The 13,732-nt window shown below is 44.2% G+C and carries 12 protein-coding genes; all 12 read left to right on the forward strand.

What is annotated here, in order from left to right; all coding sequences use genetic code 11:
* The first annotated feature begins 180 nt into the window (after positions 1-180).
* On the forward strand, positions 181-732 hold the full coding sequence (ndhC, locus tag F3J02_RS04440) for an NADH-quinone oxidoreductase subunit A (protein WP_005292010.1): 552 nt from the start codon (positions 181-183) through the stop codon (positions 730-732).
* A gap of 6 nt (positions 733-738) precedes the next feature.
* Positions 739-1,416, forward strand: a complete 678-nt coding sequence (locus F3J02_RS04445; RefSeq protein ID WP_004655450.1) for a NuoB/complex I 20 kDa subunit family protein — start codon at positions 739-741, stop codon at positions 1,414-1,416.
* A gap of 88 nt (positions 1,417-1,504) precedes the next feature.
* Entirely contained in the window at positions 1,505-3,292 is a 1,788-nt protein-coding gene (gene nuoC, locus F3J02_RS04450) for an NADH-quinone oxidoreductase subunit C/D (protein ID WP_004804769.1), read from the forward strand.
* Positions 3,293-3,304: 12 nt separating this feature from the next.
* Positions 3,305-3,814 carry an NADH-quinone oxidoreductase subunit NuoE gene (gene nuoE / locus F3J02_RS04455; protein WP_005151248.1) on the forward strand — a complete coding sequence of 170 codons (510 nt, stop codon included), beginning with the start codon at positions 3,305-3,307 and terminating at the stop codon, positions 3,812-3,814.
* A complete protein-coding gene (nuoF, locus tag F3J02_RS04460; protein ID WP_167247919.1) occupies positions 3,811-5,136 on the forward strand; it encodes an NADH-quinone oxidoreductase subunit NuoF in 1,326 nt (441 codons plus the stop codon). The genes nuoE and nuoF overlap by 4 nt, the downstream gene beginning before the upstream one ends.
* Before the next feature lie 11 nt (positions 5,137-5,147).
* The gene (gene nuoG, locus F3J02_RS04465; RefSeq protein WP_167247920.1) at positions 5,148-7,832 is read left to right on the forward strand and encodes an NADH-quinone oxidoreductase subunit NuoG; all 2,685 of its coding nucleotides are present in this window, start codon (positions 5,148-5,150) and stop codon (positions 7,830-7,832) included.
* Between the two features lie 3 nt (positions 7,833-7,835).
* On the forward strand, positions 7,836-8,852 hold the full coding sequence (gene nuoH, locus F3J02_RS04470; RefSeq protein ID WP_004804775.1) for an NADH-quinone oxidoreductase subunit NuoH: 1,017 nt from the start codon (positions 7,836-7,838) through the stop codon (positions 8,850-8,852).
* An 18-nt stretch (positions 8,853-8,870) separates the two neighbouring features.
* Entirely contained in the window at positions 8,871-9,413 is a 543-nt protein-coding gene (gene nuoI, locus F3J02_RS04475; protein WP_004655439.1) for an NADH-quinone oxidoreductase subunit NuoI, read from the forward strand.
* Entirely contained in the window at positions 9,413-9,931 is a 519-nt protein-coding gene (gene nuoJ / locus F3J02_RS04480) for an NADH-quinone oxidoreductase subunit J (RefSeq protein ID WP_171061079.1), read from the forward strand. The genes nuoI and nuoJ overlap by 1 nt, the downstream gene beginning before the upstream one ends.
* Positions 9,931-10,239, forward strand: a complete 309-nt coding sequence (gene nuoK, locus F3J02_RS04485; protein ID WP_004655436.1) for an NADH-quinone oxidoreductase subunit NuoK — start codon at positions 9,931-9,933, stop codon at positions 10,237-10,239. Before nuoJ ends, nuoK begins: the two co-directional genes overlap by 1 nt.
* Positions 10,236-12,131 (forward strand): NADH-quinone oxidoreductase subunit L, encoded by a 1,896-nt coding sequence (gene nuoL, locus F3J02_RS04490; protein WP_005191273.1) that lies wholly within the window; start codon positions 10,236-10,238, stop codon positions 12,129-12,131. Before nuoK ends, nuoL begins: the two co-directional genes overlap by 4 nt.
* 1 nt (position 12,132) lies before the next feature.
* The gene (nuoM, locus tag F3J02_RS04495) at positions 12,133-13,731 is read left to right on the forward strand and encodes an NADH-quinone oxidoreductase subunit M (protein ID WP_005191270.1); all 1,599 of its coding nucleotides are present in this window, start codon (positions 12,133-12,135) and stop codon (positions 13,729-13,731) included.
* The last annotated feature ends 1 nt before the right edge of the window (position 13,732 follow it).

Genomic DNA, 13,732 nt, shown 5'->3' on the forward strand with positions numbered 1-13,732 from the left:
ATGATCTTGGATATATCGGTAAATTTAAGGACAAAATCATCCGAAAGACTAAAGCGCTTCAACTAGCATGAGAAATTAGAAATCAGGTACAATTGGCGGGATTAATTTTGTGTTTGGTGTATTTGAAGGCCAATACATACATTCTTTGTTAAAAATAGGCCTGCCAGGAGTTATCCCCGCATGAGTGCCATTACTCCATACGAATGGGCAATAATTGCCTTCGTGATCGGCGTTACATTTCTTTGCGTTTTTATGCTGACAGTTCCCTTACTCCTAGGGGGTAAAGCATGGGGACGTGCAAAGCAAGAGCAGTTTGAATCAGGTGTAGTTGGTGCGGGCGGTGCTCGTATCCGCTTGTCAGCCAAGTTCTATTTAGTTGCAATTTTCTTTGTGGTTTTCGATCTAGAAGCCCTCTATCTCTACGCTTGGGCAACTTCAGTTCGTGAAGTTGGTTGGGTTGGTTTTGCAACTGCTGCCGTCTTTATTTTAGTTTTATTAATCGGTTTGATTTATGAACTTTCTACAGGTGCGCTGAACTGGGCTCCTTCAGATCGTCGTAAAGCGGCTGGAATTAAAACCAAAATTGGTTCGCCAAATATGAACATTGCTGACATTACGCGATTCAATAACATTGAAGAGTTAGTCGTCGATCCTACTGGTCATATTCCAGCACAGTCTTCTGGTCGTGTTAAATCAAAAACACCGACTACATCATCATTTGAACAGGAGTAAGTCGGGATGAAATATACTTTAACCCGTGCGAATCCGGATGCAGATCAATATCCATTACAAGATCGTCAAATTGTTACTGATCCACTTGAAGAAGAAGTGAATAAAAGCGTAATGATGACGCGTCTTGAAGATGTGTTGCATACAGCGGTGAACTGGGGGCGTAAAAACTCTTTGTGGCCATTTAACTTTGGTACTTCATGCTGCTACGTTGAATATGCAACAACATTAACTGGCGTACATGACTTATCTCGTTTTGGTGCTGAGGTTATTCGTGCTTCACCACGTCAAGCGGACTTGATGATTGTTGCTGGGACTTGCTTTGTCAAAATGGCACCTGTAATTCAACGTTTGTATGAACAAATGCTTGAGCCTAAATGGGTGATCTCAATGGGTGCTTGTGCAAACTCAGGTGGTATGTACGACATCTATTCAGTAGTTCAAGGTGTAGATAAAATTATTCCTGTTGATGTGTACATCCCAGGTTGTCCACCTCGCCCAGAAGCATTAATCCAAGCATTGATGTTACTTCAAGACCAAATTCAACTAGAGCGCCGTCCACTTTCAGCGGTTATTGGTGATGATCTTCAGCCTGTGTATAAGCCAAAGATGATGCCAGAACGTGACCGTAAAAATGCTGAACGTATTGCGGTGAAAAACTTACGCTCTATGGATGATATTAAATAATTTTGACGATGAGTTTTTGACATGTCCCGTGATGGGTATGGTCATCGGAAAAATTGCCAGAATTTGTATTAAATAGGAAGCCAAGCCAATGGCTGAAACTGACATTGCTATGCCAGAATCAACACCAGTTGATTCCCGCCCTGCATTTGCAATCGTAGAAGAGCTCAAAACCAAATTTGGTGAGAACTTCTACGTGCAGACGACTTTTGAAGAGTTTCCAACAGTCTGGGTTGAGCGCGCACGCGTGCAAGAAGTCCTCATGTTCCTCCGTAAAGTGGAACGTCCTTATGTGATGTTGTTTGACTTGTCAGCGGTAGATGAGCGTTTACGTGTTCACCGTGATGGTTTGCCAGCATCTGACTTCACTGTGTTCTATCACTTGCTATCGCTTGAGCGTAATAGTGATATTCGTATTAAAGTTGCGTTGAATGAAAATGATTTAAGCATTCCAACTGCAACCAACATTTGGCCAAATGCCAACTGGTACGAGCGTGAAGCTTACGATATGTTTGGTATCGATTTCGCAGGGCATCCAATGCTCCGTCGTATCTTGTTGCCAACCTATTGGGAAGGTCACCCATTACGTAAAGAATATTCAGCGCGTGCGACAGAATATACGCCGTATATGCAAGACCAAGCAAAGCAAGATTTCGAACAAGAACACTTACGCTTTGTACCAGAAGACTGGGGTCTAAAACGCGGTAATGACGACGAAGACTTCATGTTCCTGAACTTGGGTCCTAACCATCCATCTGCGCACGGTGCTTTCCGTGTGGTGTTACAGTTGGACGGTGAAGAAGTGAAAGACTGTGTACCTGATATCGGTTATCACCACCGTGGTGTGGAAAAGATGGCTGAACGTCAAACATGGCATTCATTCATCCCTTATACGGATCGTGTTGACTACCTCGGTGGTTGTGCGCAAAACATGCCATATGTGATGGCTGTTGAGCAGCTTGCTGGTATTAAAGTACCTGAGCGTGCGCAAGTCATTCGTGTAATGTTGAACGAATTATTCCGTATCAATAACCACTTGTTGTTCTGTGGTACAGCGATTCAGGATGCGGGTGGTATGACCCCTGTATTCTATATGTTCGCAGACCGTCAAAAAGTCTATGACATCGTTGAGGCGATTACGGGTTACCGTATGCACCCAGCATGGTTCCGTATCGGTGGTACGGCACATGACCTTCCAAATAACTGGCAAAAACTTGTTAAAGAGTTGCTAGAGTGGATGCCGAAACGTTTGAACGAGTACTACACTGCTGCACTTAAAAACTCAGTATTTATTGGTCGTACTCGCAATGTTGCGCAATACGATGCTAAATCTGCGTTGGCTTGGGGTGTAACGGGTACTGGTTTACGTGCGACGGGTATTGATTTTGACGTTCGTAAATATCGTCCATACAGTGGTTATGAAAACTTTGACTTTGATATTCCAGTGGAATACGAAGGCGACGCATATGCACGTGTCTTGGTTCACTTCCGTGAAATCACGGAGTCGTTGAAAATCATTCAACAGTGCTTGGACAACATGCCATCTGGTCCATATAAAGCGGATCATCCATTGGCTGTTCCACCACCGAAAGATAAGACATTACAAGATATTGAAACCTTGATTACGCACTTCTTGAGCGTATCTTGGGGTCCAGTAATGCCTGCTGGTGAGTCATCATTTATGACGGAAGTGGTGAAAGGCGCGAGTACTTATTATTTGACTTCAGACAAGTCAACCATGAGTTACCGTACCCGTATTCGTACACCGACATTCACTCACTTACAGCAAATGCCTTCAGTGATTAACGGCAGTTTGGTTTCTGACTTGATCATTTATTTGGCGACCATTGACGTGGTTATGGCTGACGTGGATCGCTAGGGGTAAACGATTATGATGATTTTGACTGATAAAAAACCTCGTGTGAATGTTGAAGGGATTTTGACTGCTGAAGAAATCCATGAAATTGAACATCACATTGGTCACTATCCGTACCCACGTGCAGCATCGCTTGATGCGTTGAAGTGTGTACAAGGCCGCAATGGTTGGGTAGATGATGCGCAAATGAATGCAATTGCACAATTGCTGACGATAAGTGTGGCGGATTTAGAAGGCGTAGCGACATTCTATAACCGAATCTATCGCCAACCTGTGGGTCGTCACGTGATTTTATTATGTGACTCAATTGCGTGCTTCTTGATGGGTTCAGAAACTTTAGCTGAAGCATTTCAGCGTGAGTTGGGTATCCAGTACGGACAAACCACAGCAGATGGTCGTTTTACCTTGCTCCCAATTTGCTGCTTAGGCAACTGTGATAAAGGTCCAACTTTAATGATTGATGAAGATACTCATGGTTTAGTGGAAGTGTCATCAGTCAAACAGTTATTGGAGAAGTATGTATGAATACTGAACCAAAACCAATTTATGGCGACGGTAACCCAGAAACTCATCCATTAACTTGGCGTTTGAGCAAGCAAGAGCACGTCCGTGCTGCTGATGATTACGAAGCGCTCGAAGGTTATGCTGGCTTTAAAAAAGCACTCGGTATGCCGCCAAAAGATGTGCTTGAAGTGATTAAAGCTGCGACGGTTAAAGGTCGTGGTGGTGCAGGCTTCCCGGCAGGGATTAAATGGTCATTGATGGCACCAAATGATGGTGGTCCACGCTATTTGATCTGTAATGCCGATGAAATGGAACCAGGTACCTTTAAAGACCGTTTGTTGATGGAAAAACTTCCACATCAATTGATCGAAGGGATGCTGATTGCAGGTTATACCCTTGAAGCGACTCAGGGTTATATCTTCATCCGTGGCGAATATATCGAAGCGGCTCAATACTTAAATGAAGCATTAGAGCAAGTTCGTGCCAAAGGTTACTTGGGTGACAATATCCTTGGAACAGGTTGGAACTTTGAGTTGCACGTGCACACAGGCGCAGGTCGTTATATTTGTGGTGAAGAAACTGCATTGATTAACTCGCTTGAAGGTCGTCGTGCCAATCCGCGTACTAAGCCACCATTCCCGCAAGTTGCAGGGGCATGGGGTCGTCCAACGATTGTTAACAACGTTGAAACCTACAATAACTTGCCAGCGATCATGTTGCGTGGCCCAGAGTGGTACATCAATCTTTCTGCTGGTAAGTCGAAAGATCCGGGTACCAAGATCTATGGCGCATCAGGCAAAGTCAAATTCCCTGGTCTTTGGGAACTTCCATTCGGTACAACAGCGCGTGAAGTGATTGAAGAACATGCTGGTGGTATGCGTGATGGTCTTACTTTGAAAGCATGGTTACCGGGTGGTGCTTCGACTGACTTTTTAGCAGCTGAGCACATTGATTTGCCAATGGATTCTGAAACAATCATGAAAGCGGGTTCACGTTTAGGAACTTGTTTGTTGATGGTTGTGGATGAAACTCAATGTATGGTTTCTGCTACACGTAATTTAGAAGAATTCTTTGCGCGTGAATCATGTGGTTTCTGTACACCATGCCGTGATGGTTTACCTTGGGCAGTTAAAGCGCTTAAAGCACTGGAAGCAGGCGAAGGTAAGAAAGAAGATATCGATCATTTACAAGAGCTTACTCGTAAATTGTGGATTGGTAAAACTTTCTGTGCTCACGCACCAGGTGCGATGGAGCCGCTTATGGGCGCACTTAAATATTTCCGTAACGAGTTTGAAGCAAAGGTTAAAACCCATGCTCCTGCTCTAGACGTAGAACAAGCTTAAGGAATTCGACTATGGCTACAATTCATGTCGATGGAAAATCGTATGAAGTCAACGGCTCAGAAAACTTGCTACAAGCATGTCTTAGCCTTGGCATCGACATCCCGTATTTTTGTTGGCACCCATCCTTAGGTTCAGTTGGTTCTTGTCGTCAATGTGCGGTGACTCAGTATGCGAATCCTGAGGATACACGTGGGCGTTTGGTCATGTCATGTATGACACCAGCTGCCGACAATACTTTTATCTCGATTGAAGACAAAGAAGCAACGGATTTCCGTGCATCGATTGTTGAATTCTTGATGACGAATCACCCACACGACTGTCCAGTCTGTGAAGAAGGTGGTCACTGTCATTTACAAGATATGACTGTGATGACTCAGCACGATCGTCGTCGCTATCGCTTTACGAAACGTACTCACCACAACCAAGAGTTGGGTTCGTTTATTGCGCATGAGATGAACCGTTGTATCGCGTGCTATCGTTGTGTGCGTTATTACAAAGACTATGCTGGCGGCACTGACTTTGGTGTCTATGCCAATGCATCACGTGTTTACTTCGGTCGTCCAGAGTCAGGCACTTTAGAGTCTGAATTCTCTGGTAACTTGACTGAAGTTTGTCCAACAGGTGTATTCACGGATAAGACGCATTCAGCACGTTATAACCGTAAATGGGACATGCAATATGCGCCAAGCGTATGTTTCGGTTGCTCTTCAGGTTGTAACATCTCTCCGGGTGAGCGTTATGGCGAAATCCGTCGTGTTGAAAACCGTTTCAATGGTTCAGTGAATCAATACTTCCTTTGCGATAAAGGTCGTTTCGGTACGGGTTATGTGAATCGTGAAGATCGTCCACGTCAACCGCAGTTCCGTAATGGTGACACTGTTGCAACTGTGAGTGTTGATCAGGCACTTGATCAGGTGATTGCTCAGCTTCAAGGCAAGAAGGTATTAGGGATTGGTTCTCCACGCGCGAGCTTGGAATCTAACTACGCACTTCGTGAATTGGTTGGACAAGACAACTACTCAACAGGTATGTCTCAGAAAGACCAAAACTTGGTTGAGTTAGCTGCATCAATCATGCAAACACAGGGTATTTACAACCCGAACATGCGTGAAATTGAAAGCTATGATGCGGTGTTGATCTTGGGTGAAGACTTGACTCAAACTGCGCCACGTATGGCTTTATCGGTTCGCCAAGCTGCGAAAAATAAAGCTAAAGAAATGGCTGCTGCAACACGTACACCAGACTGGCTGGCTGAACCTGTACAGCGTATCGGTCAAGATGCAAAATCACCAATCTATATCCTTGCTGCAACACAAACGCGTTTAGCGGATGTTGCGACAGGTGAAGTGGTCGCATCTCCAAATGACATCGCACGTTTAGGTTTCGCAGTTGCTGCTGCTGTTAAAGGTGAAGCGCTTTCTGGTTTAGCGGATGATGCTAAAGCATTTGCGCAAACCATTGCAGATACTTTGAAAGCAGCGAAAAAGCCATTGATTATCTCTGGTACGAGCTTACAAGATCCTGCAATCATGGAAGCTGCAGCTCAAGTTGCACAAAATTTAGGTGAACATGCAGGCTTGTCATTGACTGTTCCTGAAGTGAACTCAATGGGCTTGGCGCTGTTTGGTGGCTTAAGCTTAGAACAAGCCTTTGCGCAAGATTATGATGCAGTGGTTGTGATTGAAAATGACTTAACTCGTCGTTTACCAGTTGCTCAAGTGAAAGCTGCATTTGACAAGGCTGAGACTGTGATCGTGCTCGATCATAGCGAAACTGAAACCTTGAAACTTGCGGATATCGTACTTTCGGCTGCAAGCTTTGCTGAAGGTGACGGTACTGTGGTTAGCCAAGAAGGCCGTGCACAACGTTTCTATCAAGTGTATGACCCAAGCTACTACAAACCTGAATATGCGATCAAAGAATCATGGCGCTGGTTACATGCCATTGAGACTGGTCTCAAAGGCAAAGCAGTGGATTGGACATTGCTTGATGATGTGATTGATGACATCGTGAAAAATGTTCCTGTGCTTGCTGCAATTGAAGACGTTGCGCCAGATGCTGGCTATCGTATCCACGGTTTGAAAATTGCACGTGAACCACGTCGTTACTCAGGTCGTACTGCAATGCGTGCGCCGTTATCGATTCACGAACCTAAGCAACCGACAGATATCGACTCTGCATTAACATTCTCTATGGAAGGTTATGTGGGGAATCAGACTGCATCTTCATTGGTACCTTTCGCATGGTCTGCGGGTTGGAACTCACCACAAGCTTGGAACAAATACCAAGATGAAGTGGGTGGTCACTTAAAAGGTGGTGATTCGGGTGTACGTTTATTCGATCGTTTAGCAAAACGTCCTGCGCGTAGCTATGTTGCACCTTCAGCTGTTGTTGTGAATCCTGAAAGTTTCCGCCTTGTGCCAATGCACCATATTTTTGGTTCTGGCGAATTCACCATTAAAACACCTGCGATGGAATCTCGTATTCCTGAAGCAATGTTTGCAGTGGGTGAGCAAGATGCGACACGCTTAAATGTTCAAGATGGTCAACGTATTACAGTGAAAGCGGGTGAAACGAGTATTAGCTTGCCAGTACAAGTGATCGAATATTTACCAACAGGTTATATTGGTTACCCAATTGGTTTAGCACCAACTGTTTCATTGGCAGAGCCTGTTTCTGTGGCGGTAGGAGTGTAATTCATGAATCAAGAAATTATACGTCAAACGCCACTTTGGGCTGAGAACTGGCCAATCGCTTATTCAGTGATTCAGGCGATTGTGATCTTGCTGGTGGTGGTTTTAGTTGCAGCTTTGATGTCATTTATTGAGCGTCGTCTCTTGGCATTATGGCAAGACCGTTATGGTCCAAACCGTGTCGGTCCGGGTGGTATGTTCCAGATCGTTGCCGACATGCTCAAGATCATGTTCAAAGAAGACTGGACACCAAAGTTTGCTGATAAGCTGACTTTCCGTTTAGCACCAGCAGTTGCGATGGCAACTGCGGTACTTTCGTTTATGGTGATTCCTGTAAGTCCTACACTGGGCGTTGCGGATATGAGTATCGGCCTATTGTTCTTTATGGCAATGGCAGGTATTGCAGTTTATGCAGTGTTATTTGGTGGTTGGGCATCTAACAACAAATACTCATTACTCGGTGGTCTTCGTTCTGCTGCTCAAACTATTTCTTATGAAGTGTTTTTGGGTATCTCGTTGATGGGTGTGGTTGCGATTGCAGGTTCATTCAACCTTCGTGAGATTGTTGAAGCACAACGTGATATGTGGTTCATCATTCCTCAGTTCTTAGGTTTCTTGATCTTTGTGGTTGCAGGTGTTGCGGTAACGCACCGTCACCCATTTGACCAACCAGAAGCTGAACAAGAATTGGCTGAAGGTTACCATGTTGAATATGGTGGTATGAAGTGGGGGATGTTCTTCGTTGCGGAATACGTCAACGTTGTTTTGATCTCTGCTTTGATCGTGACTTTATTCTTCGGCGGATGGCTTGCACCATTTAACTTAGAAATTCCATTTGTTCCACCATTATTCTGGTTCGTTATTAAAACAGCATTCTTTGTAATGATGTTTGTCTTGGCGCGTGGCTCGTTAATGCGTCCACGTTATGACCAAGTGATGAACTTTGGTTGGAAAGTTTGTTTGCCATTGGCGTTGGTCAACTTGTTAGTGACTGGTGCTGTGATTCTGATGAATCAGGCCTAGGACAGCAGGGAGTACAAAATGTATAAAATTCTAGCTGGCTTTGGATCGATTGTACGTTCGTTATGGATGGTGTTCAGCCATGTAACACGTAAACGTGACACGATCTTATATCCAGAAGTACCAGGTGAACAAATTGCGCCTCCACGCTATCGCGGTCGTATCGTATTAACGCGTGATCCAGATGGTGAAGAGCGTTGTGTGGCATGTAACCTTTGTGCGGTTGCATGTCCAGTGGGCTGTATTTCATTGCAAAAAGCGGAAAAAGAAGATGGACGTTGGTATCCTGAATTTTTCCGTATTAACTTCTCACGCTGCATTTTCTGCGGTATGTGTGAAGAAGCATGTCCAACCACAGCGATTCAGATGACACCAGATTTCGAACTTGGTGAATATGTACGTCAAGACTTGGTGTATGAGAAAGAAAACTTACTCATTTCTGGACCTGGTAAATATCCTGACTACAACTTCTATCGCGTAACAGGTATGGCTGTGAGCGGTAAAGAAAAAGGTCAAGCACAAAAAGAAAGTGCACCAGTAGATGTACGGAGCTTATTACCATGATGTGGCCATTTTATTTGATGGCACTTGTGGCCATTGTTTCGACAGTACGTGTTGTGACCAACACCAATCCTGTGCATGCATTACTTAGCTTGATCGTTTCTCTTCTTGCGGTTGCTGGCATTTTCATGATCGTGGGTGCGCCGTTTGCGGCTGCCCTTGAGATCATCGTTTATGCAGGTGCAATCATGGTCTTGTTCGTCTTCGTTGTCATGATGTTGAACCTTGGACAAGATACCATTGAACAAGAAAGCAAATGGTTGACTTCAGATGCTTGGGCTTTTCCTGCACTCATGAGCTTTTTATTGGGTTTAATTTTGGTGTGGATGCTCGGTGGTGAATACACCACGATTTCTGCGCCAATGGGGACAGAAGTTGTTGGTCCTAAAGCCGTTGGTCAAGCACTATTTACTCACTATCTATTATTGGTAGAAGTTGCCGCGATGTTATTGCTTGCAGCACTTGTTGCAGCATTCCACTTAGGCAAACGTGAACCAGGTGCAGAAGAGGATAAAGAATAATGGGACACATCCCTTTAGAACATGGTTTGATCGTTGCAACCATCCTTTTTGCACTGGGTTTTTACGGTGTAATGGTGCGACGCAACCTTTTATTTATGCTAATGAGCCTTGAGGTGATGATGAATGCTGCTGCGTTGGCATTCGTCTTGGCAGGTAGTGTTTGGGCTCAGCCAGATGGACAGATCATGTTCATTTTGATCCTGACGCTTGCTGCAGCAGAGGCATGTATTGGTCTTGCGATCGTCCTTCAGTTTTATCATCGCTTCCATCACTTGGATGTGGATGCTGCTAGTGAGATGCGCGGATGAGTACATTATATTTAACCGTTTTATTTCCGCTCATTGGTTTTATCCTTTTAGCGGCAGGGCGTGACAAACTTTCTGAAAATGTAGCTGCCATTATTGGCGTCGGTTCAGTTGGTTTATCTGCGTTATTTGCTTTAATTGCCGGTCTTGCATTTACCAGCAGTGGTCAAACCGTTTTTGTTCAACACTTATGGACTTGGTTCAGCGTTGGCGGTTTTGAGCCAGGTATCAGCTTACATTTAGATGGCTTGTCATTATTGATGACAGGTATGGTCACAGGTGTTGGCTTCCTGATTCACATCTTCGCATCATGGTATATGCGTGGTGAAGAAGGTTATGCGCGTTTCTTCTCTTATTTCAACCTATTCGTTGCCAGCATGTTGTTGTTGGTATTGGGCGATAACTTGGCGTTATTGTTCTTAGGTTGGGAAGGCGTAGGTCTGTGCTCTTACTTATTGATTGGTTTCTACTACTCAAACCCTGCAAATGGTTGGGCGGCAATCAAAGCATTCACAGTAACACGTGTGGGTGACGTATTCTTACTCATCGCATTGTTCTTGCTCTATCAACAATTTGGTACTTTGAATATTCAGTACATTGTTGAAAATGCAGCGACTGTTATGACACAAAGCTCATCATTGTCGATCTGGACAGCATTGATGTTGTTCTTGGGTGCGGCAGGTAAATCAGCGCAAATTCCATTACAAACTTGGTTAGCTGATGCGATGGCTGGTCCTACACCAGTATCTGCATTGATCCATGCTGCAACAATGGTTACAGCGGGTGTGTACTTATGCTGCCGTATGTTCTCTGTGATGGAAATGGCACCAGAAGTAATGCAGTTCATCTCGATTACAGGTGCTGTGACTTTGCTGGTTGCTGGCTTTGCCGCATTGGTGCAAACCGATATCAAACGTATCTTGGCTTACTCAACCATGAGTCAGCTCGGTTATATGTTTATGGCAGTGGGTGCTGAAGCATACCAAGCTGGTTTATTCCACATGTTGGCTCACGCATTCTTCAAAGCGTTATTGTTCCTTTCTTCAGGTGCAGTGATTCTTGCATGTCATCACGAACAAAACATTTTCAAAATGGGTGGATTACGTCACAAGATTCCATTCGTATTCTGGTGTTTTGTAATCGGTGGTGGCGCATTGGCAGCACTTCCAATCGTGACCGTTGGCTTCTTCTCTAAAGATGCGATCTTGGGTGCAGTATATGCACAGTCTACAATTGCAAATCTTCCGCTTTACAATACGTTGTACTGGGTAGGTGTTGCGGGTGCATTCTTAACGTCTATCTATACTTTCCGTTTAATCTGGGTGGTATTCTTCGGTGAAGAGAAAACCCATGCACATGCGATTCATGGCGTTACTTACTGGGGGCCGCTTGCGATTCTTGCTGCGTTATCAACAGGTATCGGTTACTTCCTGCAAGCGCCAGTTGCAAAATTACTGACTGCTGCAAGCATTCCAAGTTTTGTTGTTCCTGAGAGCTTAGAAGCAGCTGTTGCACATGCTGAACATTTAGCAAGTGGTGTTGCCCTTGCTGGTTTAGCTGTGGGTATCTTCTTGTTTGCTTTTGCATACGGTGCAGTAAAAGCTTTTGCTCAAACATCTTTGGGTTCAGGTTTAGCGCACATTTGCCGTACAGCATTTGGTTTCGATGCTTTGTATGACATCGTATTTGTAAAACCTTATTTATTGATTGCGAAAATTTTAGGTCGTGATCCAGTTGACGGTTTATGGTTAGTGCTTCCTGCAATTGTGAAGGGTGGTAATAGCTTTACAAGTTCGCGTCAAACAGGTTCATTACGTGAATACGCTTCAAGCATGTCACTCGGTGTAGTGGTGTTATTGATGATCTTGATCGTGATTCAGGTTGTGGGGAAATAAAATGGAAAACAATTTAATTTTACCCGCACTGATTTTAGTTCCTTTCATTGCTGGTTTTATTTGTTGGTTAGTCGATAAATACGACCAACATTTGCCGCGCTGGATTGCCTTGATTGGTATGTTGATTACCTTCGGTTTAGGCATTGCACTGTGGCAAAGTGGTACATTTAGCTACGAGTTGGGCGGTAAAGTCCCGACTTGGGCGGCTGAATTCCATCTTCCATGGATTCAGACTTTAGGCATTAGCATTCACTTAGCGGTGGATGGTTTATCTCTACTTATGGTGTTGTTGACTGCATTGCTGGGTGTACTTGCAGTTGGTTGTTCATGGGGTGAGATTCAAAAGAACGTTGGTTTCTTCCACTTAAACTTACTTTGGAGTTTGGGTGGGGTCATCGGTGTATTCTTGGCGATTGACTTATTCTTGTTCTTCTTCTTCTGGGAGATGATGCTCGTACCAATCTACTTCTTGATTGCGTTATGGGGACACTCAGGGTCGAATGGTCGTTCGCGTGTTTATGCTGCAACTAAATTCTTCTTATATACTCAAATTGCTGGTTTAATCATGTTGATCGGTATCTTAGGCCTTGTGGTCTATGGATACATGATGACAGGTATGATTGGTTTCGATTACAACTATCTATTGGCTGTTGCGAACCACTTACCACCTGAAGTTGCTTATGCATTCATGCTGTGTTTCTTCATTGGTTTTGCGGTGAAGTTACCAGTATTCCCATTACACGGTTGGTTACCTGATGCACATGCTCAAGCACCAACAGCGGGTTCTGTGGATTTAGCAGGTATCTTGATTAAAACAGCTGCGTACGGTTTGCTTCGTTTCGTAATTCCATTCTTCCCGGCTGCATCAGCACAATTTGCTGATATCGCTATTATTTTGGGTCTGATTGGTATTTTCTACGGTGCATTCTTAGCGTACCAACAAACAGATATGAAACGCTTACTTGCGTACACGTCTATTTCACACATGGGTTTCATCTTACTTGCAATTTATGCAGGTAATATCCTGACCTTCCAAGGCCTCATGATCATGATGTTGGCACATGGCTTGTCATCTGCTGCATTGTTCATTATGTCGGGTCAAGTGTATGAGCGTTTACACACACGTGATTTACGCTTGATGGGTGGTCTTCGTGGTCAGCTGCAATACTTACCATTCTTCTTGATGTTCTTTGTTGCAGCATTGGTTGGTGTACCAGGTCTAGGTAACTTTATTGGTGAATTCCTGATCTTGATGGGTTCATTCAAAGCTTATCCAGCGTTCACGATCATTGCCGCAGTGAGCTTGGTATTTGCCGGTCTTTATGGTCTGATTCTGATTCACAAAGCATTATTTGGTGAACCAAACCCAGAGCAAAAACAGCACTATACCAGTCCGCTTAAAGATCTATCTGCACGTGAAGTCACTATTTTGATGATCTGTGCGATCGGTTTGGTTTGGTTAGGTATTTACCCGCAAACATTCTTGGATATGTCTCATTCAAGCATGCAATGGTTAGTAAATAGTTATATGCCAGTACAAGAAGTTGTCGAAACTGTTCAACAGGCTGCAACTCAACTTGAACATGTGGAGATGCAATAAA

The organism is Acinetobacter sp. Tr-809 (assembly GCF_011753255.1).
Taxonomy (GTDB): Bacteria; Pseudomonadota; Gammaproteobacteria; order Pseudomonadales; family Moraxellaceae; genus Acinetobacter.

Coding starts and splice junctions, on each gene's coding strand:
- ndhC (WP_005292010.1), top strand. CDS start 181: ATGAGTGCCATTACTCCATACGAATGGGCAATAATTGCCTTCGTGATC.
- F3J02_RS04445 (WP_004655450.1), top strand. CDS start 739: ATGAAATATACTTTAACCCGTGCGAATCCGGATGCAGATCAATATCCA.
- nuoC (WP_004804769.1), top strand. CDS start 1,505: ATGGCTGAAACTGACATTGCTATGCCAGAATCAACACCAGTTGATTCC.
- nuoE (WP_005151248.1), top strand. CDS start 3,305: ATGATGATTTTGACTGATAAAAAACCTCGTGTGAATGTTGAAGGGATT.
- nuoF (WP_167247919.1), top strand. CDS start 3,811: ATGAATACTGAACCAAAACCAATTTATGGCGACGGTAACCCAGAAACT.
- nuoG (WP_167247920.1), top strand. CDS start 5,148: ATGGCTACAATTCATGTCGATGGAAAATCGTATGAAGTCAACGGCTCA.
- nuoH (WP_004804775.1), top strand. CDS start 7,836: ATGAATCAAGAAATTATACGTCAAACGCCACTTTGGGCTGAGAACTGG.
- nuoI (WP_004655439.1), top strand. CDS start 8,871: ATGTATAAAATTCTAGCTGGCTTTGGATCGATTGTACGTTCGTTATGG.
- nuoJ (WP_171061079.1), top strand. CDS start 9,413: ATGTGGCCATTTTATTTGATGGCACTTGTGGCCATTGTTTCGACAGTA.
- nuoK (WP_004655436.1), top strand. CDS start 9,931: ATGGGACACATCCCTTTAGAACATGGTTTGATCGTTGCAACCATCCTT.
- nuoL (WP_005191273.1), top strand. CDS start 10,236: ATGAGTACATTATATTTAACCGTTTTATTTCCGCTCATTGGTTTTATC.
- nuoM (WP_005191270.1), top strand. CDS start 12,133: ATGGAAAACAATTTAATTTTACCCGCACTGATTTTAGTTCCTTTCATT.